Raw genomic sequence first — 20,519 nt, forward strand, 5'->3', positions numbered from 1 at the left:
CGCTTGCAAACGAGCAAACAGCGCCGCGACGAAAAAATGTAAGCGAAAATCAAGTTACTTCGTATCGGTCGGGGATGAGCCAGCGGAACGGTTAAATTGCCCAATTAAATACGTTTAATACGATGATTAACGCTTACATTTTGGGCCTAGAAAGGATGATGACCGTGCTAGACGGTTGCGTCTTTAAGGGGAAACACTTATCGTAAGCGTATCGCTTACATTGAGATCCGAGAACGATGGAAGCCTCCGATGGCGCAGCGGACAAATCCACTGCCTTCAACGAGCCTCGATCTGAACCATTGACGTTCGAGAACATTGCATCCGCTGGACAGCCGCTTCTCGCCGACGTGGCACGTCTGGCCGGCGTTTCAACTGCCACCGTGTCCCGGTTTTTGAACGAGCCATCGAAGGTCACGGCGCGGACGCGCGCGAAGGTACAGGCCGCAGTCGACCAACTGGACTGGGTGCCAAATGCGGCAGCCCGTTCGCTCGTTTCGCGCAGGTCATATGCAGTTGGCGCAATCGTGCCTACGCTCGAACACGAGAAGTTTCATCAGCAGCTTCAGGCTTTCCAGTCGCGTCTCGGTGTGGAAGGGCTGGCCGTATTCGTCGCCTGTTCGTCGTACGATCCCGCGGAAGGGTACCGGCAGGCGCGCGGAATGATCGCGCGTGGCGTCGACGCGCTCGCGCTGGTGGGTGACGACTATCCTGATGCGCTGTTCGAACTGCTCGCGGCCAAGGGTATTCCGTATGTGGTCACGTTCGGCAAACGCGAGGACAGTCATCATCCCTGCGTCGGCATCGAACATGCTCGCGCGTATGAATTGATGACGCAGCGTTTGCTCGCGCTCGGTCACCAGCGCTTTGGCGTGATCTTTCAATCGCAGAAGGACAATAGTCGCGTGCAGGCACGCCTGAAGGCGATCCACGCGACGCTCGCAAGAAATGGCTTCGCAATCCGACCGCAGCATCTCGCCGTCATTCCCGATAACTCGATTGTTCGTATTCCCTTTGCAAGGAAGGCCTTCCGGCAGTTGATGAGCGAGGCGCCTGTCCCCACGGCCATCATGTGCGGAAACGATACCTTGGCGATTGGCGCGCTGCTTGAGGCAAACGCGATGGGCCTGGACGTGCCTGGCGTAGTGTCGATATCGGGCTGCGATGACATCGAACTTGCCGCGCAGTTCCAGCCGCCCTTGACCACCATCCGGGTTCCAGACCGGGAGATGGGTGAATTGGCCGCCGAATATCTCATCGATCGAATAGCTGGGAAATCTCCTGGGTATCCGGCGATGCTCGATGTCTCACTGATTGAGCGGGAATCAACCGGGCCTGTACCCACTCAATGAATGCGCGGCAAGCAGGGCAACCTATCCCGCAGCCTGGTCGATCGACGGGCTGATCGATGGCCGAGCCGCCGGCACCGTCACCTATACACTCACGCCGGAAGCGAACGGTACACGCTTCGTTCGCGAGTTCACTTATCGCGCGCCCTCGCTATGGTTGCGCTCTCGAACTGGATCCTGCTGAAGGGCACGATCCAATCCGAATCCGACGAGGCGGTGAGGCGGTTGAGGGGCTTGCTCGAGGGCATCGCGCCGTCATAGGCGCGTCAGCGGGTACGCGTGGCGCACTTCGACGCGAGCTCGAAACGGGGTTGGCCGGCTGGGTCGGATTCTTACGCGTTAAGGCCGGTGCGGCGCTCAAACGCCTCTTCTCCGGAAAACCGCCGCAAAGAGAGGCGCGCAAGACGTTCGAAATTTATTGTTTGCCTGTGGTGTGCTGTCGTCGAAAGGTTCAGACTCGTGAAATTGGGTCGTCGATCAGTCGGTTGCCGGGCGTGAAGGAGCAGGGCATCCGTCGGTGAGTTCAACGAGATCGTCAGTCATGGAGGAAAACATGCGCAAGCTGTTCTTCACGACAGGATCGCCATTCGCGCGTGCCGTACGCATCGTGCTTGTCGAAAAAGGACTCGACTTCGAGCGCGTGGAGACCTTTACGACACCCAGCGCCGAAGAGCGTGCGAAGGTGGCGCCCACGCTGCAAGTTCCTACCCTGGTTGACGGCGGCATGACCTTGTGGGATTCCGCCGTGATCATCGACTACCTCATGTCCAGCTATGCAGGCTGTCCTGCGCCACAAGGCATGGCGCCGCTGGCGGCTGACTACGTGCGCGCGACCCACATCTGGCACGACAAGCTCGTCCTGGCGACGTTGCAAACCTTCGGCGTGTCGACGACGACGGTATCGCAACTGCAATGGTCCGGAGTCCGGCATGAGGAGAATGGACATGCCGCGCGATGTGCCATTCGCAATCAGCATCTTCTCGATTGGTTTGAGGCTCAGCTCGTCGGTGCCGACGGCGCTTTCGTCCCCGGCGTGGTTTCCGCTCAGGACATCCTGCTCGCTTGTTTCTGTCACTTCATCGAGCGTCGGCCACTGCGACTATCATGGCGGGCGCCAGGCCGACCCAGGCTCGAGTCGTTGGTGGCGCGAATGGAAAGACGACCGTCTTTCCGGCAGGAGGGCGCGCTTTGGTGGGAACCAGGCGTGACGTATGCAACGGCCGCTGAAGTGGAATGGGCCAGCCATAAAACAATTTACGAGGGGCCGGGTTTCAGCGACTGGGCATCGCAGTCCGCGGGGTAGGTGACGCTTCGACGGGCGATCGAATCTTCAGCCCTTGAACCGGACCGGTTGGGCAAGATCTGCGCATGCGGCGCATCCTTCGCCGCGTGCTGATAGATCCCGACGAGGAACGGGTCTGTTCCCTCGCTCAGAAAAGTAGTTGAGGCCCGCGTTGACCTGGCGCCACGCGGGCGAAGCGTCCTGCGGATGGTACTGGCCCGTCGTGCAGATATACGCCGCGCCGAGCAGCAAGTCGGGCGTGACGTAATCCGTCAGCGAGACCTCGAAATTGTTTAGCGTCAGTCTTTTTGCGCTCGCGCGCGCGTCACCACCGGATGATTTAGTGTCCCACGACTAAGAAGCTTTACGAAAATCGCCTTCCCCGGCGGTCGCGGGCGGCTTAGTTTGTTCTTCCGAAATGCCGTGATTCGCGCTGGCGGGAAATTCACAGGGATTGTCAGCCTTCTCCGTGATGAGGGAATTGACCGGTTCGAGACCGTCGGTGTTCGCCATGAGTTCCTGCTACAGGTTGAGTTCGGAAACTAAGCCAAGCAAGTCGTGCTGTGTCATCGATCCAGCACGACGGCCGCTGCGCGCCGCAATCGCGATCAGGCAGCGTGAGCATCGTGCAGATGAGAACCAAACGAGGGGGGACTGTGCGGATCCGTCGCGTTGCCCCCACCCCCATAGCTTTAAAGAGGCGGCTTATCGACGCTTCGGGCAGCAGGACTGTCGCCGGTTCCAGCCGTTCTTTCGACGTCAACTTCGGTGCCACGTACCGTATCGTTGACGGTCTGGGTTTTGGTAGATGCTTCCTTGCCGACCACCACCTCTTCGACGACGCGCGCGGTCTTCGCGATCACGGGCTCTTCTGCGGTCTCGCGGATCTCTACAGAGCCTTCCTTCAGATCGACCGCTGTCGCCGGGCGGTCCACGACTCTGCGCTCAATGGTCGCGTGTTCTTCACGCAGATTGACGGATTCGCTGACCGGCGTTTCCGTCACGCGTGAATAAACGCGAACGCCGCCCGTCAGCACCTCGCGTTTGCCAACTTCCAGCGATTCCTGAACAACCGGAAACGCCTTGCGTTCAGCGGTTATCTCGTCCGCAGTATAGGCGGGTGCATTTCGGTCATACCCTGTGTATCCGCCACTGCGCCACTGCGCCACACGCGAGTCGATGTCAACGGCGCCTTCTGCATACAGTGCGTCCCGGACGCGCTCGATCGAGGTCTCGTCATCGACGTCGACGGAGAGCAACGCACCCCCGCGACGAACCGCTTCATGATAGTTACCCACCTCCTCAGGCTCGTCGCTGCTCCCGAACAACCTTTTGAAGAAGTGTTCAATGCCGCCCAACGGCCCTTCGTGAGGACGATCTACTTCAGTCTCGCGCGTAGCGGACCGCGCCGTAGCATCGCCGCTCAGTCCCAGGCCATCGCGGGGACCAGAGCTATGAACTTCGATGTCCGAGCGGGAGATTCCTTCTGATTCCAGGCGGCTTCGAGCGCGCTCGGCGTCTTCGAACGAATTAAACACACCGATGACTGTCTGTACCATTTTTGATTCTCCAAAATGAAGTTAAACGGATCGATGGACGCTGCGCAAACTGTCACTCAATGAGCGTTCGGACGTCTCGTGAGCGTCAGTCGGCGGCAGGCTCCTGCTTCCAGGGACCCTCAGGGCCTTCGCGACGCTCGACGACGAGCTCCTCCGAGTTCGTCAGCACGCGATGTGTCACATCTTTTTGCATCTCGGTCGTCTTGACGTGCACTTCTTCCTTCAAAGTCAGTTGCATTCGTACCACCGGGACGTACTCGTAGACGGGAATGATGAGCGTGTCGCCCTCGCGCCGCGGCCCGTCGCGCTCCTCAACAGCCCGGTTCACTGGTATGCGCTGCACGTCGACCTGCTGGCAGTGCAGGCGCAACGAGACAGGATGCATTTCTTCATGAATAACTTTGCGCACCCGCACGGCGCCCGTTTCCACCGTTGTGATTCCGACCGACATCTCTTCCTTGACCGCGGACACGCGTACGGCGTCCGACGGATCGGGCGCCGGTATCGCACCAGAAGTCTTTTCCTCACGCATTGGTTCCTCCCTCATCACCACGTTGGCCAGTTCTGCGCCGGCTGTCAGAAAGCCGCTCTTCAGAGACGGCCGCCTGCAGGCGCTGCACGGCTGCGTACCGGCGGCGTATTGGCGCCGTTTGCCGTACCCCCGCTTTCTTCGATTGGCGGCTGATGGCGAAAGCCGGCACCGCCTGAGACGATGGCGATGATTGCCCCCACGATGAGCGCGGCAAAGGAGAACCAGCTAGCACGCGCCACGCCCCGCGCGGCTGTGTCGGCCGTCTCACGCGCCGTCTGTTCGGCCTGCGGACTTGAAGCGGCCGACGCTGCTGATGCGGCCGCCGCCTGTAATTGCTGCTTGGCGGTGTCAACGACCGACGGGGTCGTGCCAGATCGATCTGCGGCGGTCGCGCTTACCTGCGCCGTCGTCGCCGCGACACTACCCGCTGTGCTCACCGCGCCAGTAATCAGTGAGGTCATGCCGTACACGACGAGCAGCGTCATCACGGCCCACGACAAGAGACCGTGAAGCCATCCGAGCACCGGTGCGCAGCGGCCTGCGTAGTAAGAGCCGACGAAGACCGCCAGTACGGTGGTAACGATCACCCAGACCCCAGACCCGAAGCCAAACCCGTGCAACGGATCCGGCTTCGACATAGGGGACAGCAGTGATGTGCCAATGGCCGTACCGAGCACGGTCATGATCAGATAGACGATCATCGAAATAATGACGCCAGCGATTATCGAAGCCCATGACAGTCGTGGGAGACCATCTTGAGTGGATAGAAGTTTCATAGGGTCATCCAATTAGTAAAGAACGTGTCCGGCCGCCCCCGGCCGTCCTTGCAACCAGCGCAAGCGTTGTGCCTGTCGTCGGGATTAGGGATACCTGATTCGAGCTTCGTCGAGATGAAGTCTCAAGCGGACCTTCCACGTCGGCTCGCGTGAATGAAAATCGGATGTATTGGAGACCGAAGTTGTTGTCAACCTTGGAATATCGTCGTACGGTTGTCGTTCGGACGAGGGAATCGACACAAAACACAATGTCGAACGCCTCGGATGAACTCTCGACTTCGTCGCGTGCCAAGCCGGCCGCATGGCCCATGGCCTGCCGCGACGCCGTGCGCTGCTTCCGATTCGTCAGTCGCGCATGTGCGGTGTGCGCCGCGTTAGCCACGGTCTCCGGTCGGCGTTGCTTGCGGGCGCTTGAATAAGTCGCGAAATGCGTTCGTAGTGTTGAAGAGCCGCGACCGCTGACATTGATTCTGGGGGTAGTACGCCCCTTGAATTTGAAAACCGGCGGTTAAAGTAATGACTCTTATTTGAGCGCGCCCAGGATTTGTTTTTGCTGCATATGGAATCGATGCCTCAGCTGGACCGCGAGGTAAAGACGATTTTTCGGCCTGCTTCCGCGATCTGGCCGAGCAGAGGCTTATGAAAACTCCTGAGCAAGCTAAGGCGTACGCTAGGCGTCGAATGATTTCCGCGATCGAGCGCTTCATGGTCGCAAAGACCCCAGAAGCAATGGCGCGCGCGAGACGATGGGCTACTGTTTGGATGCTGGCCGCGCGGTGTCGATAATGCGGGTTGGTTGAAAGTCCACCGAAGCGAAGGGTTCAAGGACAGCAATGATGGAAAGAGAGCTGAAGACGTTACGCATCACCAGCGCGTCTAAAGGGCAATGTTCTGGGTATCGGATCAGAGGAGATCGTTTTCGGCCTATTTAAGTCGGTGCGAGAAGTCGAGCAGTTTGCCGAGGAAATCGGCCTCCATCCCGACCGAGTCTGTGCGGAGACGCCTCGGCGGAGAGTCGTCCGGTGCATACCGATAGCGTCAATTGGCACTGCATTGATCGTGTTCCGTTCCGACTTCCGGGCCTCCGAGTGAAGGACCAGTAAGGCGGTCGGCCAAGGCCGTGAGCGTCCTCATCGTGACCGCATTTTCATGGAGACTGCCTCCCAGCGACATCGTGATGCGGCAGAAGACGCCCCTGGTCGGTATCGCGGTTGCCCGACGCTAATGGCGACGTGGGGGTTGTTGTTGTCAGCGCGGGCGGATTTCGGTAAGCGGCGGTTCGCGAGTTGAACACCGACGAGCTCGCGCGGCTAGCCAACACCCGTTACCGACGAATTGGTTCTGCGTGCCGACAAGCGACGACGCAAAATCGACCAAGGCTTACTGGTTCATTTGAACGAGCAGATCGAGGAGTAGCCCTGGATTACCATGCTTCTTGCAGTAGCCATCAAAACCGGCCGCGATCCCGTCTCTTCGAACGTCGAGTTCCTCCTGAGCGGTGAAGGCGACAATCACAATAAGCTGCGTGCGCGGATCCCGACGCAGGCGTTGCGCAACGGCGAATCCATCCATGCCAGGCATATTGATGTCAAGTACTGCAATCTCGGGCACATGGGCAGTGACTGCGCCCCAGACTTCGGCGCCGCTCGTCACAAAACGGGCGTCGTAGCCGGACAGAGAGAGAAAATCAGAAATGGCTTCTGCGCCGCTGCGGTAGTCGTCGACGACAAGGAGCCGGCGGCGGGCGTTCGCCGGCGGAAGCAGCGTGCGTGACGTCCAGCGCGCGTGGTGGAGCGATAATGGCATGTTCGTTTCGCGATGTTGTGCTTCGATCTATCAGCACCGTGTATTCCCGGAGTCGCTTCGCGGCGCAACGAACACAACGTAATGCGGCACTGCCCATTGCCGGACATCGTTGGGGAACCAGCGTCGCGAGGACATATGACGCTGTCGGATTTCATCGAAGCCAACCTTCCTGATAATCAACGACTGGACCCCGTATGCGGGCGTGCTTAGCGAAGCGGATAGTCGTCTCACCGAGCACAAGTTGCGCAATTCAGCGCGCGAGTTGCTTCGGGGCATCGCGGCCGACATGCGTGGGACACAGTCCGGCGCACAGCAACAGGCGAAGTCGGTCGGCCAGCATCCTGACGCCGATTCGAACTTCAATGAAGTCGCCCGTCACCATGTGGACGACCGGCTCAGCCACGCCTTCGAAATCAACGCGCTGGTAGCCGCATATCGCGCGCTTCGAGGCAGTGTGCTTGTCCCTCGCGGCTCTGGCGCGTCACGAGCGCACAGCAAGCGTTCGCCGCTAACGGAGAAAATCCAGCAACATCGGATAGTCGACGGGCTTGATGAGATGCTTGTCGAAGCCAGCCGCAAGAGCGTCGAGCTTGTCCTGCTCCTGTCCCCAACCTGTCAATGCAATAAGGAGCGCATCGCGGCCCTCTGGAAGCTGGCGGATCCGCTTCGCTAATTCATAGCCATTGACATCGGGGAGGCCGATGTCGAGCAGAACGACTTCCGGGACTGACTCCAACAGCTGTTTGAGTCCTGATGCGCCGTCGTGTGCAGTGTGAACGTCATGGCCATCACTGTCCAAAAGCATGGCGAGGCTGAGAGCCGCATCTTCGTTGTCGTCGATGACCAAGATGCGGCGACTTTGGACAACTGAGGCCGAACGGCTTGTGGAGGGAAGCGCGTAATCGGTTTGATCGAGCGAGATCGGGAGGCGGACTACAAATTCGCTTCCCTGACCGATGCCTTCGCTTGTCACTGAAACGGTGCCCCGGTGGCGCTCGACCAAAGCGCGCACCAAAGACAGTCCAATTCCCAGGCCTCCCTGGGCGCGCGATATCGCAGGCGCAAGTTGTGCAAAGATCCCAAAGATCGTCGGCAGATGCTCGGCAGAAATCCCGATGCCATTGTCTCGGACGGTGATCAAGGCCTCATCTCCTTGACGTGCAGCGGCGACTTCGATCATGCCTCCCGTTGGCGTGTACTTGGCCGCATTGTTGATCAGGTTCTGAATGACTTGGGTCAGCCGCGCGGGGTCGGCGGTTAGCAGGATGGGGCTGTCGGGCAACGTCAGCCGCAGCGTATGCGATGAAGCGTTAATGAGGTTTCGCGAGCCCTCGATCGACTGCCGGATCACCGCATTCAGATCGACGCGCTCCCGTCGCAGTTCGAGCTTTCCCTCGGCCACGCGCGATACTTCCAGCAAGTCATCGACGAGCCTCGCAATCTGTCGGACTTGGCGTTCGAGCACGCCGCGAGACCAGACCGCCTGAGGATTTAACAATTCTTCCTTCCGGAGTAACGCTACAACCGCCTGGATAGGAGCAAGTGGGTTGCGCAGTTCGTGCGCGAGGGTCGCAAGAAATTCGTCCTTACGACGATCGATCGCTTGAAGCGCCAGCTCAGCCTGTTGCTTGGCTTCGAGCGACTCCTCAGCCCTCAGACGCATTGTTAGGAGCTCTTGCTCGTATTTGTCACGGTCGGTGACGATGAAAAAAGCGAAGTCGTCGAGTTGCGCATCACCTTCGCCGTGGCGCATCGCATTGATCAACATCGGCACCTTGTGACCGGCCCTGTGGCGAATATCAAGTTTGACCTCGGACACCGCGCGTTGCATGAGCAACAGAGGGGCCAAGTGCGTTTGATGGAAGACTCTTCCGCCCACCGTGAGTAAGTCCTGAATCCGACGAGCGCCGATCAGTTCAGCGGCGTCAAACCCGCACCACCTGTAAAACGTGGTATTGGCGCGAACGATCGTTCCATCGACCTTTGTGGTGACGAGACCGCAGGGGGCCCGATCGTAAGCATCAGTATTCGAGTCGAATGCCTGCATAATTTCGTCGTCACAGCCCGAGATTATCGAGGAAGGCTTCCGTGGCCTGTCTGCTCGGTCCCGGCGCTGTCAGGTGCGGGCAATGACCAACGTTCTTCACAATGGCTAAGGTGCTGGTCGGCATCCGCGCATGCATGTAATGCCCAACCCCTACCGGTGCGAGAACGTCGTCGTCGGACTGGACAATTAAAGTTGGCGTGGTGACTTGCACGAGGTCCGCTCTGTGGTCCGCCAGGAATGTCACTCTCGCGAAGTGCTTGGCAATCTCGGGGTTAGTGCGGCAGAAGCTGTTGGTAAGCTCTTCACCCAACTCGGGGCCATTTGGCGCCCCCATGATGGGCGGCGCCATTGCGCTCGACCACCCTAAATAGTTGCTCTCAAGCGTGCGCAGCATCTCGTCGATGTCCGCGCGGGTAAAGCCGCCTTCGTAAGGCCTGTCGTTGATGAAGAAGGGCGATGGGGCGATCATGACGTTGGCTGCAAATCGGCATGGATGCTTGATCGCCGCGAGCATGCCGATCATTGCGCTCACGGAATGACCCACGTAGATCACCGGCCCGGTGGCGAACTCGTCCACGATCTCCAATACGTCTGCTGCGTAACCGTGGAGCGAGCTATATTTCACGCGGTCGTAAGCGGTGAGATCGGAATCGCCGGCTCCGACCAAGTCGAACAGGATCGTCTGATACCGCTCAGCAAAGCTTGGCGCAAAGAGGCGCCACATATTTTGGTCGCAGCCAAATCCGTGGGCAAACACGACCGTCGAAGATCCATTGCCTTGTATGTGGACGTTATTCCGAGTTCTGACGCTCATGCGATGGACCAATAAAACCCCATTGTTTCATATATTTGGACGGCCGTTTTTCGCGAGCGCGGCTTACTTCGTGTGCGGTAGAAAAGCACGTCGCGCAAGCGTCTTCCGGCGTCGAGCCGAACACCATAAGTTGGCAACGGTAAGCGGGTGAAAAATTGGTGAAGCGCCCGCCGAGCCGATTAGCCACAAGCACGCCGGTGATTGCCACACCTCCGAATGACCGAATTGACGAGTCAGCCATCAATTATCCAAATCTATCAACTGGTTCGCTATATAGGTGGCGCATCGATTGCTCGCTGTCTATGCATTCCGCCATGTCAAAACGGAGCCCGCGATGAAAGCAGTCGTTTTTCACGGCATCGGCAACATCTCGCTCGACAACGTAGCCGACCCAGCAATCCAGCACGATCAGGATGCCATCGTTCGCCTGACGGCGAGTGCCATCTGCGGGACCGATCTGCACATGGTGCGCGGCACGCTCTCCGGAATGGTTCCCGGAACGATTCTCGGTCATGAAGGCGTGGGCGTGATCGAACAGGTCGGCAAGGGCGTGCGAAACCTGAAGGCGGGCGATCGGGTGCTCATTCCGTCGACCATCTCGTGTGGATTCTGCTCGTATTGCCGCAAGGGCTACACGGCGCAGTGCGATTCCGCGAATCCGAACGGACCCGCGGCGGGGACGGCGTTCTTCGGCGGCCCGAAATCCACTGGACCGTTCAACGGCCTGCAGGCGCAGTATGCCCGCACGCCGCTCGCGAACGCGAGCCTGCTCAGGTTGCCCGAGAACATCGACGACGAACGCGCGATTCTCATGTCAGACATCTTTCCCACCGGTTTTTTCGGAGCGCAGCTTGCGGAGGTGAGAGAGGGCGACACGGTAGCGGTGTTCGGCGCCGGACCGGTCGGACAGTTTGCCGTCGCGAGCGCCTTCATGCTCGGCGCGGGACGCGTGATCGTGATCGACCGGCTCGGGGACCGCCTGGACATGGCGCGCGCGCAGGGAGCGGAGGTCGTCAACTTCGATGAGGAAGATCCGGTGCAGACGATCCTCGCGCTGACGGGGGGCATCGGCGTAGACCGAGCCATCGATGCCGTGGGCGTCGATGCCGTTCACGCTCAGCGAGGGCCGGCCGCATCAGAGGAGAGCGCGAACGAGGGCGAGCAGGAAAGCCGGACCGTGACGCCGGAGCGCCGCGTATCGGGCGGCAACTGGGTGCCGGGCGATGCGCCGACGCAAGCGCTGGACTGGAGCATCGCGGCCCTCGCCAAGGCGGGCACGCTTGGCATCATTGGCGTGTATCCGCCGAACGATCGCTTCTTTCCCCTGGGTGTCGCGATGAACAAGAACGTGACCATCAAGATGGGAAATTGCAATCATCGTGCAGTTACGCCGGGACTCATCGAGCGCGTCCGCAACGGTTCGTTCGATCCGCTGCGCGTGCTGAGCACACGCGAGCCGCTGATGAACGTAATCGACGCGTACAAGGCCTTCGATCGGCGGCAGCCAGGCTGGATCAAGGTGGCACTGGAACCGGTCGCCTGAGAAGGGTGCCGCACGGCGCGAAAAGCGCACAGTCAGAAAGAGCAGACCAACACATGCGCCGACTGGCGCGTCGTCGCAGCAAAGGAGCACAATGAACCGCACCTTTCGATCGGAAATCGTCATCACGTCCGCCTGCGCTCGCATGGTCGGCGCCATGCAAGCCCACGCACAACCGAACATTGGGCGGCTGGGCAACACGACATCGAGAAGTCATGCGTCGGCCAAATCCGCCGCCGGCATCGCCGGTGGAGCGGGCGCGGATCGGGAGACGCTCAGCCACATCGAGGAGCAGTGCATGCAGACGAAGAACGCGCAGTCGTCGGCGAAGGGCAAGCGCCGGGACGCGAAGGAGTGACGGCTCAAGCCACGCGGGAAAAGGAGCGCGCACGTCTGCGCGGACGTATCGCCAGTGACCTGTGGCGCGCGGTGTGGGCGTGGCGTTACCAGACTGCGGCCGCGGTCGCTTTGATGATCGGCGCGCGGCTCGCGGTGGTCGCGGTGCCTCTGTTGCTCAAGCGCGTCATCGACGAGTTCAGCCATCCGGCATCGAGCGTCGTCTTTCCCGTCTTTCTCGTGCTCGCCTACGTGCTGCTGCGCTATCTCGGCGATATGCTCAACGAGGCCCGCGACGTCGTATTCAGCATCGTCACGCAGCGCACGGTGGCGTCGTTCACCGAGCGAACCTTCGCGCATCTTCACGCGCTCGGCGCGCGCTTTCATGCGCGGCGCGAAACGGGCGCCGTCGTGCGCGACGTGCAGAAGGGCGCGGACGGCATCGGCTTTCTGCTCGGCACCTCGCTCTTCACCATCGTGCCGGTGATGATCGAGATCGGCACCATCGTCGCCGTCATGGTGCACGCGTATGCGCTCGAATTCATGGCGATCATCGGCGCGACCTTCGTGCTGTATTCGGTGTGGACTGTCATCTTCACGCGCTTTCGCATGCGCTTTCAACGCGCGGTGAACAGCCTCGAAGCGCAGTCGGACAGCCGCGTCGTCGACAGCCTGCTCAACTACGAGACGGTCAAGTTCTTCGCGAGCGAAAGCATCGAAACGCGGCGGCTTTCGAGCGTGCTGGAGGACTGGGTACACGCGCGCATCGCCAATCAGCGCGCGCTCACGCTGCTGCACGTCGGGCAGAGCACCATCATCGCGATAGGCATCGCGGCGGTGATGCTGCGCGCGGCGCAGCACGTCGTCGCGGGCACGATGAGCGTGGGCGATCTCGTGCTCGTGAACGCGTATATCGTGCAGGTGTGCAATCCGCTCAACACGCTCGGCTTCGTGTTTCGCGAGACCAACGACGCGATGGTGAACGTGGAGCGGATGTTCAGCATACTTTTGTCGCGCGGCCGCGTGCGCGAGGATGTCGATGAGGCGCAGGCGCAGCCGCTCGTCGTGACCTCGGGCGAGATCGAGTTCGATCACGTCGAGTTCGGCTACGATCCGGCGCGGCAGATCCTGCGCGACGTCGATTTCCGCGCGCATCCGGGCAAGAAGCTCGCGGTCGTCGGTGGCAGCGGATCGGGCAAGTCGACGCTCGTGAAGCTGCTGTTCAGGCTCTATGAGCCGACAGCGGGCGCGATACGCATCGACGGGCAGGACATCGCGCAGGTCACGCAGAACAGCTTGCGCGCGACCATCGGCATCGTGCCGCAGGACACCGTGCTCTTCAACGACACGATCGCCTACAACATCGGCTATGGCCGACCCGACGCCACGCGCGCGGACATCGTGCAGGCTGCGCGCGCGGCGCAACTCGACGGTTTCATCGAGCGCTTGCCGGATCATTACGACACGCGCGTGGGCGAACGTGGCGTGCGGCTTTCCGGCGGCGAGCGTCAGCGTATCGCGATTGCGCGGGCGATTCTCAAGAACCCGCGCATCATCGTGTTCGACGAGGCGACGTCCGCGCTCGACACGCGCTCCGAGCGCGCGATCCAGAACGAGCTGGACAGGCTCGCGCAGGGCCGCACGTCGATCGTGATCGCGCACCGTCTCTCCACGGTCGTCGATGCCGACTGGATCCTCGTGATGGAGCATGGGCGCATCGTCGAGCAAGGGCAGCACGACGAGTTGATCGCGCGCGATGGCGTGTACGCGCGCATGTGGTCGCTGCAGTGGCAGCAAGGAGAGTTGAAGCACGCGCAACGCAAGGTGTCCGCCACGGCGCTCGGCCTCGATGCGTTCGTCGCCGGCGTGGTCGATGCGCTGCACGACGAGATCGCCACGCGCGGCGTGAATCTCTATACGGTGATCAGCGACCCGGGCTTGCGCGTTTCGGGCGATGCGAGCGTGCTGCAGCAGATCGTGGCCGACCTGTGCCGCTCGCAGATGAGCGCGTCGGCGCGCGGCGAGCGCATCGAGTTGCGCGTGTTCCGCGAAGCCAACCATGCGAATCTCACGGTCATCGGTCAGCGCGCGAGCCCCGCCGATCTGTCGTCGCAGCAGATGCGCCGCCTCGAAGCCGCGTTGACCGAGATGGGCGGCAGCTTCACGGTGCGCTATATCGATGCGCATGTCGCGTATGTTGCGACGATGCCGCTGCGCCCCGTGATCGACGATCCGCAAGCGCATCAACTCACGCACGACGACGCGCTTGCCGGCATCACGGTGATGGTCCTAGACGATCAGGAAGACGCGCGCGACGCGCTCGAAGCCGTGCTCGAATCGGTGGGCGCGCATATCGTGCCGTGCGCATCGGGCGATGAAGCGCTTGGACGTCTGCGAGCGCTTCCCACTGCGCAGTGGCCGGACGTGCTTCTATGCGACATCGTGCTCGGCGGCGAACAGAACGGCTACGACGTGCTGCGCCTCATTCGCGAGGAAGAGGCGCACCGCGGCGCTTCGCTGTCCGAGCGCATGCCCGCGATCGCGCTGACGGGTCACACCCAGGCGGATGCACGTTTGCGTGCCCGGGCCGAGGGCTTTCAGGCGCACCTGACGAAGCCGGTGGCCGCGCCGAAGCTCATCGCGACCATCGGCGGCGTGACGGCGCGCGCGTCCTAGACGTTCTGCGCAGCGCGTGCATCCGCGGCTTCGATCACGCCACGAAAATGCTGCGCCGTGCGTCGCAGGCCTTCGTCGAGCGACGTGGTCGGCGTCCAGCCGAGCGCGTCGCGCGCGAGCGAGATGTCCGGCTGACGATGCCACGGATCGTCCATCGGCAACGGCTTGAACACGATCTCCGATGACGAACCCGTCAGCGCGATGATGCGCCGCGCGATATCAAGCATCGAAAGCTCGTGCGGATTGCCGAGATTCACGGGCCCGGTGAGTTCGTCGGGCGTGTTCATCAGGCGGATGAAGGCGTCCACCATATCGTCGACATAGCAGAAGGAGCGCGTTTGCGTGCCTTCGCCGTACACGGTGATCGGCTGGCCCGAGAGCGCCTGCATCATGAAGTTGGAGATCACGCGCCCGTCCGACGGATGCATGCGCGGCCCGTACGTATTGAAGATGCGCGCGATCTTGATCGACAGTCCATGCTGCCGCCGATAGTCCATGAAGAGCGTTTCCGCGCAACGCTTGCCCTCGTCGTAACAGGAGCGCGGACCGATCGGGTTCACGTTGCCCCAGTACGCCTCCTGCTGCGGATGCACGTGCGCATCGCCATACACTTCGCTCGTCGATGCCTGAAAGATGCGTGCATGCACGCGCTTGGCAAGTCCGAGCATGTTGATCGCGCCGTGTACGCTCGTCTTCGTCGTCTGCACGGGATCGTGCTGGTAATGAATCGGCGATGCGGGACACGCGAGGTTGTAGATCTCGTCGACTTCGACATAGAGCGGGAAGGTCACGTCATGACGCATCAGTTCGATGTTCGGGCTGTCGAGCAGATGCGCGATGTTGTCCTTCGCGCCGGTGTAAAAGTTGTCGACGCACAGCACGTCATGGCCTTGCGCGAGCAGCCGCTCGCACAGATGCGAGCCGAGAAAGCCCGCGCCGCCCGTCACCAGAATCCGCTTCCTATAGGCTTCTCTCATGTCGCCTTCTTCCTTGAGTGTTTGCTAGCTGCATACGTGGCGCAGCGTCTCGTCCCAGTCGCGGGCGAAGCGTGCGATATGGAATCGTTCGAGCGCGGTGCGGCGCGCGCCTTCGCCGAGACGCCGCGCTTCGGCGGGATCGCGCAGCAGGTGTTGCATTGCGTCGATGAGCGCGTGAGTGTCGGTATGCACGAAGCCGCTCTCGCCGTTGCGGATCACCGTGGCGAGTTCGGTCGTGGCGAGACCCACGATCGGCATGCCGATCGTCATCGCCTCGACGATGGCGAGCCCGAGACTCGTCCAGCGGATCGGATTGAAGAAGAAGCGATAGCGCGCGCTGAACGCCGCGAGCTCCAGATTGCCGATCTCGCCAATGCCGCCCGCCGACCGCGCATCCATGCCGACGAGATCGAGCGGCACGCGCGCGGCCGCCTGTGCATAGACATCGTCGCCGAGCCGTCTGCCGCGCTGGCGCAGATGATTGATCACCGAGATGCCGCGTTCAAGCTCGCCGCTGTAGCGCACGCCATCGGGCACGATCACGCCGTGTTCGATCACGCGCGTCGGCGTTTCGCCGCTGTCCCACATCAGCTTGTTGAAGTGCGTGACGTGCACGAGCAGCGTGTCGCGTTCCTGCACCCAATGCTTTTGTTCGAAGGGGTTTTCCTGCGGCGGATCATGCTCGATGTAGACGCGCGGCAGACGGCGTTGCGCGTCGCTGAGAACGTTGATGCGGTCGTCGTCCCATTGACGCTTGTGTTGAAAGAGCACGGCATCGAACGATTGCGACTGGACTTCGCTCGCCGGAATTTCATGGACGTTCGAACCGAATGGCAAAGCGCCCGCCGTGCCCGCATAACCCGGTGGATAACCGGGACGCGTGACGAGATAGAAGTCGTGCGGCGTTTGGCTCAGGTAGTAAAGATAATTGCCGTGGATATGCCAAGTAAGCACGCGCAGGCGCCGGGAACTAGTCGTGGACATGAAGAAGCGTCTCCTCTCGGACGGTCGTTTCCAGTTGAGCGAATGCTGCGTCGATCACGGATTGCACGCTCACGTTCAGCGCGCATTCGTGGCCATAAGGACAGACGCGAAACGCGCATGGACGGCATGACGGCCAATCCGCCAGCACGCGATGACGCGCGTGGTCGAGCGGCGCCCAGCGGCGCGTGTCGCTGCCCGACGCGATCACGACGCTCGGCGTGCGCACGGCCGCCGCGACGTGCGACAGGCCCGTGTCGTTGCATACGATGAGCCGCGATCTCTCAACCAGCGCGGCGAGCGACCCGAGCGACGTGCGCCCGGCGAGATCGATCGCGCGCGGGCCGGCGTCGCGTATCACGCGCGCGGCGAGCGGCGCTTCGTTCGCGCTGCCGGTGACGGCGATCCGCCAGCCCGCTTGCGAAAGCTCGCGCGCCACTTCGGCGAAGCGCTCGACGGGCCAGCGACGTGAAGGCAACTGCGCGCCCGGATGCACGAGCACGAGCTTGCCGCAATCGATCGCGTATGTATCGATCAGCGCATCGCATTCGCGGATGTCCGCATCGGTCAGCGGAATTTCCAGTTCGAGATCGTGTGCATCCATGCCGAGACGCTGCATAAGCGCGGTGTATCGCGCGGGCTCTGGAAGAGCGTCTGGCCAGGGCATGAAGACGCCTTCACGCATGGCTTCGTCCGGCTTCAGGAAGCCAGCGTTCAGACGAGCGCCCATGCCCTCGACGATATCGTTCGCCACGCCGCCGCTGCCATGCAATTGAACCGCGAGATCGAAGCGACGCTCACGAAGCGTGCTCGAAAAGCCGGGCAAATGCGCATCGGTTTCCTCTTGTTCGGGAAAGCCGATCGCGCCGGGAAACACGATCAGTTCATCGACGAGATGCGCATATCTATCCACGAAGCTTTGCGCCCACGGCAAGCCGACGAGTGCGATATGCGCCTTCGGATGACTACGCCGCAGCGCGCGCAGCGCGGGCACGGCGCACAGCATGTCGCCGAGTTGCAGCGCGCGAAAGATAACGATGCGCTCGATGTTCATAAGAAGAACACCTTGAACTTGAGCGCGCCGCGAAAGCGCCAGTAGATCGACAGATACGGAATGATCGCCGACGTCCACAACATCTCCGCCACGTGCGACGGCGTGTGCGCCGTCGTCTTCAATCGTTGCGTGGCGAACCAGATGGTCATCGCGGCCCAGACCGCTAACGCCACGGCGGCGACGCGCGGTGCGCTCGCGACCACCGAGCCGATCGCGACGACGAGCGCCGCGAGCATCGCGTAGTAGAGAAGTGGCGGATTGCGCCGGATGCGCGCGCGAAACATCGCGGGATATTTCTTGAAGAGCAGCGCGTCGAACTGACTCTTCTTCTGCTGCGAGATGCTCACGCCCCAGCGTGCCGGGCGAACGGGGTGCAGCACGGTTGCATCTTCGGCGCGCGCGATGACGAGTCCCGCATTCATCAGCGCGAATTGCAGATCGGAGTCCTCGCGCCACGCGGACGTGAAGCGCGCATCGAAGCCGCCCGTGCGTTCGAGCGCCGCGCGCGTGGCGAATGCGTTCGCCGTGGCGAACTCGGCGTTAGCGAGTCCCGCGGCATCGCGTTCGTAATCGGTCGGGCGCGGGCCTATCGGCACGACGATGCGTCCCGACACGGCATCCGCGCCTGCATTGAGTGCGCGCATGCCGTTCGCGATCCAGTTCGGATCGGCAATCGTGTCGTCGTCGGTGAACGCGATGTGTCTTGCAAGCGATGCGCGCCAGCCCGCGTTGCGCGCGCCCGCCGGACCTTGCGTCGCGGTCACGGGAACGTAGCGGATCAGCGGGCCGCGTCGCGCGCGCGATTGCGACAGGCGCTGCACGCATGCCTTCGTCGCTTCGTCGGGGCCGTCGTCGCACACGATGATCTCGTAGCGCGCCGGATCGTATGTCTGCGCCGCGAGCGCGAGCACGCAGCGTTCGAGCATCGCTGGGCGGCGATACGTCGGCACGACCACGGACACGTCCGGGATGAAATCGCCGCGCGGCGCGACGGGCGCATCGATCGCGCTCGTCGCGCCGTGCTCGAAAAGTTCGGCGTAGGTGCTCATGTGCGCGCGCCCGGCTTTTCGATGAGGAACGAACCGATCACGAGCGCATCGAGCGGCGAGGTCCAGAACGATTCGAGCGCGTCGCGCGGCGTGTTCACCATCGGCTCGCCGCGCGTATTGAACGACGTGTTGACGAGCACCGGTACGCCCGTGCGTTGCTTGAACGCCGCGAGCAGATCGTAGTAAAGCGGATGCTGCGAACGATTGACCGTCTGCACGCGCGCGGTGCCGTCGATATGCGTGGCGGCCGGAATGCGCGCCTGCATTTCTTCGCGCACGTCGAACACGAAGAGCATGAACGGCGCGACGCGCGCATCGACGAACCAGTCGGCCGCGTGTTCTTCCATCACGACGGGCGCGACCGGACGGAAATCCTCGCGATCCTTGATCTCGTTCAGGCGCGCCTGCATCGACGCTTCGACGGGAGAGGCGAGAATCGAACGTGCGCCGAGCGCACGCGGGCCGAACTCGGTGCGTCCCTGATACCAGCCGATGACGCGGTTCTGCGCGAGTATGTCGGCGGTTTCCTCGGCGATATTCGTGAGCTTGCGATACGGCGCGCGCGTCCACTTCAGAAACGTTTCGATCTCGTCGTCATCGAATGCCGGGCCGAGGTACGCGTGATCCATGCGCCACTTGCGGCTCAGATCGCCCGCTTTCGCGCGCTCGCGATAGTCGGTCCACAATGCTGCGCCCAGCGCGGTGCCCGCGTCGCCGGCGGCCGGCTGGACCCAGATTTCATCGAACGGCCCGCGATCGCGCAGGCGCGCATTCATCACGCAGTTGAGCGCGACGCCGCCGGCCATCGCGAGATTGCTCAGGCCCGTGCGTTCGTGCAGCCACTTCGCGAGTTCGAGCGCCGTCTCTTCGAGCACGACCTGCAATGAATGCGCGATATCGAAGTGATCCTGCGTGAGCGCGCCGCCACGTTCGCGCGCGGGGCCAAAGCGTTCGACGAGACGCGGGGCGTCCACCGTATAGCTGCCGTCGCGGCGATACTTCACGATCTCGCGGAATTGATCGACATAAGCGGGCCTGCCGAACGACGCGAGCGCCATGACCTTGTATTCATCGGAAGAGTGCAGGAAGCCGAGATAGGCCGTCACCGCTTCATAGAGCAGGCCGAGAGAATGCGGCAGCTCCACCTGCTTGATGCGCGTGTACTCGCCATCGACGAATTGCCCGAGACTCGTCGTCACGCCTTCGCCGCGCCCGTCCATCGTGAGTACGGCGGTGTCGTCGAAAGGCGCGGCGAGAAACGCGCTCGCTTCGTGACAAAGATGATGATCGACGTTATGCCATGCAAAGCGCGGCGCGCGGCCGCCGCTCGCGAAACGCCGTTTCAGATGATGCGGCGCGCCGTCCAGCAACTGTCCCTTCGCGTTCACGATATAGCTCAGGAACAGCGGGTCCCACGGCGATTCGGAAGGATTGCTTATCGGTTGCGCGTTGGGAATCATCGGCAACGCGATGTTCGCCCGCGCATCCTTTGGCATGCCGGAAAAGAGATGCGGATCGTATGAATAAGCGATGTGATCCACATCCGCCAGTTCGATGCCCGCTTCCTTCAGGCAATAGTCGATCGCATCGAATGGAAGCTGCCATGTGGAAAACGGCACGGGACGCTTCGCATGTTTGACGTGCGTGAAGCGTTCGTCCTCGGCCGCCGCGATGACGACGCCGTCCTTGACCAGCGCCGCCGCGCTGTCGTGATAAACCGCATTGATTCCCAGGGTGTACATGG

Annotated in this window: 17 protein-coding genes; 5 read left to right on the forward strand and 12 right to left on the reverse strand. The window is 61.7% G+C overall.

All coding sequences use genetic code 11. The features are described from left to right. The first annotated feature begins 236 nt into the window (after positions 1–236). Positions 237–1,349 (forward strand): LacI family DNA-binding transcriptional regulator, encoded by a 1,113-nt coding sequence (locus AWB82_RS13675; RefSeq protein WP_086967863.1) that lies wholly within the window; start codon positions 237–239, stop codon positions 1,347–1,349. Positions 1,350–1,899: 550 nt separating this feature from the next. Further along, positions 1,900–2,649, forward strand: a complete 750-nt coding sequence (locus tag AWB82_RS13680; RefSeq protein ID WP_086967919.1) for a glutathione S-transferase family protein — start codon at positions 1,900–1,902, stop codon at positions 2,647–2,649. 333 nt (positions 2,650–2,982) lie between these two features. On the opposite strand, the gene AWB82_RS37640 is transcribed toward AWB82_RS13680, so the two are convergent. From AWB82_RS37640 to AWB82_RS13715, 7 genes are all read right to left on the reverse strand, one after another. Then, the gene (locus tag AWB82_RS37640; RefSeq protein ID WP_159462587.1) at positions 2,983–3,141 is read right to left on the reverse strand and encodes a hypothetical protein; all 159 of its coding nucleotides are present in this window, start codon (positions 3,139–3,141) and stop codon (positions 2,983–2,985) included. A 179-nt stretch (positions 3,142–3,320) separates the two neighbouring features. Beyond that, entirely contained in the window at positions 3,321–4,187 is an 867-nt protein-coding gene (locus AWB82_RS13690; protein ID WP_086967865.1) for a YsnF/AvaK domain-containing protein, read from the reverse strand. Between the two features lie 85 nt (positions 4,188–4,272). Next, positions 4,273–4,719, reverse strand: coding sequence for a YsnF/AvaK domain-containing protein (locus AWB82_RS13695; protein WP_235023276.1), 447 nt, complete (start codon positions 4,717–4,719; stop codon positions 4,273–4,275). A 59-nt stretch (positions 4,720–4,778) separates the two neighbouring features. Continuing rightward, positions 4,779–5,495: a YrzE family protein gene (locus AWB82_RS13700; protein WP_086967869.1), complete on the reverse strand. Its 717-nt coding sequence runs from the start codon at positions 5,493–5,495 to the stop codon at positions 4,779–4,781. Positions 5,496–6,875: 1,380 nt separating this feature from the next. Further along, on the reverse strand, positions 6,876–7,301 hold the full coding sequence (locus AWB82_RS13705) for a response regulator (protein ID WP_086967871.1): 426 nt from the start codon (positions 7,299–7,301) through the stop codon (positions 6,876–6,878). A gap of 508 nt (positions 7,302–7,809) precedes the next feature. Continuing rightward, the gene (locus tag AWB82_RS13710) at positions 7,810–9,348 is read right to left on the reverse strand and encodes a hybrid sensor histidine kinase/response regulator (protein ID WP_086967873.1); all 1,539 of its coding nucleotides are present in this window, start codon (positions 9,346–9,348) and stop codon (positions 7,810–7,812) included. Positions 9,349–9,358: 10 nt separating this feature from the next. Next, positions 9,359–10,162: an alpha/beta fold hydrolase gene (locus AWB82_RS13715; RefSeq protein WP_086967875.1), complete on the reverse strand. Its 804-nt coding sequence runs from the start codon at positions 10,160–10,162 to the stop codon at positions 9,359–9,361. Positions 10,163–10,496: 334 nt separating this feature from the next. On the opposite strand from AWB82_RS13715, the gene AWB82_RS13720 reads away from it, so the two are divergent. The 3 genes from AWB82_RS13720 (at position 10,497) to AWB82_RS13730 (ending at position 14,714) form a co-directional block, all read left to right on the forward strand. Beyond that, on the forward strand, positions 10,497–11,705 hold the full coding sequence (locus AWB82_RS13720) for a zinc-dependent alcohol dehydrogenase (RefSeq protein ID WP_086967921.1): 1,209 nt from the start codon (positions 10,497–10,499) through the stop codon (positions 11,703–11,705). Between the two features lie 91 nt (positions 11,706–11,796). Continuing rightward, positions 11,797–12,060: a hypothetical protein gene (locus AWB82_RS13725; protein ID WP_086967877.1), complete on the forward strand. Its 264-nt coding sequence runs from the start codon at positions 11,797–11,799 to the stop codon at positions 12,058–12,060. Then, on the forward strand, positions 12,057–14,714 hold the full coding sequence (locus AWB82_RS13730; protein WP_086967879.1) for an ATP-binding cassette domain-containing protein: 2,658 nt from the start codon (positions 12,057–12,059) through the stop codon (positions 14,712–14,714). Before AWB82_RS13725 ends, AWB82_RS13730 begins: the two co-directional genes overlap by 4 nt. On the opposite strand, the gene AWB82_RS13735 is transcribed toward AWB82_RS13730, so the two are convergent. Genes AWB82_RS13735 through AWB82_RS13755 form a run of 5 tightly spaced genes read right to left on the reverse strand, consistent with a single transcriptional unit; the run spans position 14,711 to position 20,517 of the window. Beyond that, complete coding sequence (locus AWB82_RS13735) at positions 14,711–15,691, reverse strand: UDP-glucuronic acid decarboxylase family protein (RefSeq protein ID WP_086967881.1); 981 nt, start codon at positions 15,689–15,691, stop codon at positions 14,711–14,713. The two genes, AWB82_RS13730 and AWB82_RS13735, sit on opposite strands and share 4 nt — an antisense overlap. A gap of 24 nt (positions 15,692–15,715) precedes the next feature. Beyond that, on the reverse strand, positions 15,716–16,675 hold the full coding sequence (locus AWB82_RS13740) for a glycosyltransferase family 4 protein (RefSeq protein ID WP_086967882.1): 960 nt from the start codon (positions 16,673–16,675) through the stop codon (positions 15,716–15,718). Beyond that, a complete protein-coding gene (locus AWB82_RS13745; RefSeq protein WP_086967884.1) occupies positions 16,662–17,726 on the reverse strand; it encodes a glycosyltransferase family 9 protein in 1,065 nt (354 codons plus the stop codon). Before AWB82_RS13745 ends, AWB82_RS13740 begins: the two co-directional genes overlap by 14 nt. Then, positions 17,723–18,775: a glycosyltransferase family 2 protein gene (locus AWB82_RS13750; RefSeq protein WP_086967886.1), complete on the reverse strand. Its 1,053-nt coding sequence runs from the start codon at positions 18,773–18,775 to the stop codon at positions 17,723–17,725. The genes AWB82_RS13745 and AWB82_RS13750 overlap by 4 nt, the downstream gene beginning before the upstream one ends. Further along, entirely contained in the window at positions 18,772–20,517 is a 1,746-nt protein-coding gene (locus AWB82_RS13755) for a carbamoyltransferase family protein (RefSeq protein WP_086967888.1), read from the reverse strand. Before AWB82_RS13755 ends, AWB82_RS13750 begins: the two co-directional genes overlap by 4 nt. Positions 20,518–20,519 lie beyond the last annotated feature (2 nt).

It is taken from the genome of Caballeronia glebae (assembly GCF_001545035.1).
Taxonomy (GTDB): domain Bacteria; phylum Pseudomonadota; class Gammaproteobacteria; order Burkholderiales; family Burkholderiaceae; genus Caballeronia; species Caballeronia glebae.

Excerpts from the sequence above, each read along its gene's own strand:
- AWB82_RS13710 (WP_086967873.1), bottom strand. The coding sequence starts at position 9,348 with ATGCAGGCATTCGACTCGAATACTGATGCTTACGATCGGGCCCCCTGC.
- AWB82_RS13705 (WP_086967871.1), bottom strand. The coding sequence starts at position 7,301 with ATGCCATTATCGCTCCACCACGCGCGCTGGACGTCACGCACGCTGCTT.
- AWB82_RS13735 (WP_086967881.1), bottom strand. The coding sequence starts at position 15,691 with ATGAGAGAAGCCTATAGGAAGCGGATTCTGGTGACGGGCGGCGCGGGC.
- AWB82_RS13750 (WP_086967886.1), bottom strand. The coding sequence starts at position 18,775 with ATGAGCACCTACGCCGAACTTTTCGAGCACGGCGCGACGAGCGCGATC.
- AWB82_RS37640 (WP_159462587.1), bottom strand. The coding sequence starts at position 3,141 with ATGGCGAACACCGACGGTCTCGAACCGGTCAATTCCCTCATCACGGAG.
- AWB82_RS13680 (WP_086967919.1), top strand. The coding sequence starts at position 1,900 with ATGCGCAAGCTGTTCTTCACGACAGGATCGCCATTCGCGCGTGCCGTA.
- AWB82_RS13695 (WP_235023276.1), bottom strand. The coding sequence starts at position 4,719 with ATGCGTGAGGAAAAGACTTCTGGTGCGATACCGGCGCCCGATCCGTCG.
- AWB82_RS13740 (WP_086967882.1), bottom strand. The coding sequence starts at position 16,675 with ATGTCCACGACTAGTTCCCGGCGCCTGCGCGTGCTTACTTGGCATATC.
- AWB82_RS13690 (WP_086967865.1), bottom strand. The coding sequence starts at position 4,187 with ATGGTACAGACAGTCATCGGTGTGTTTAATTCGTTCGAAGACGCCGAG.
- AWB82_RS13755 (WP_086967888.1), bottom strand. The coding sequence starts at position 20,517 with ATGTACACCCTGGGAATCAATGCGGTTTATCACGACAGCGCGGCGGCG.
- AWB82_RS13675 (WP_086967863.1), top strand. The coding sequence starts at position 237 with ATGGAAGCCTCCGATGGCGCAGCGGACAAATCCACTGCCTTCAACGAG.
- AWB82_RS13715 (WP_086967875.1), bottom strand. The coding sequence starts at position 10,162 with ATGAGCGTCAGAACTCGGAATAACGTCCACATACAAGGCAATGGATCT.
- AWB82_RS13700 (WP_086967869.1), bottom strand. The coding sequence starts at position 5,495 with ATGAAACTTCTATCCACTCAAGATGGTCTCCCACGACTGTCATGGGCT.
- AWB82_RS13745 (WP_086967884.1), bottom strand. The coding sequence starts at position 17,726 with ATGAACATCGAGCGCATCGTTATCTTTCGCGCGCTGCAACTCGGCGAC.
- AWB82_RS13720 (WP_086967921.1), top strand. The coding sequence starts at position 10,497 with ATGAAAGCAGTCGTTTTTCACGGCATCGGCAACATCTCGCTCGACAAC.
- AWB82_RS13725 (WP_086967877.1), top strand. The coding sequence starts at position 11,797 with ATGAACCGCACCTTTCGATCGGAAATCGTCATCACGTCCGCCTGCGCT.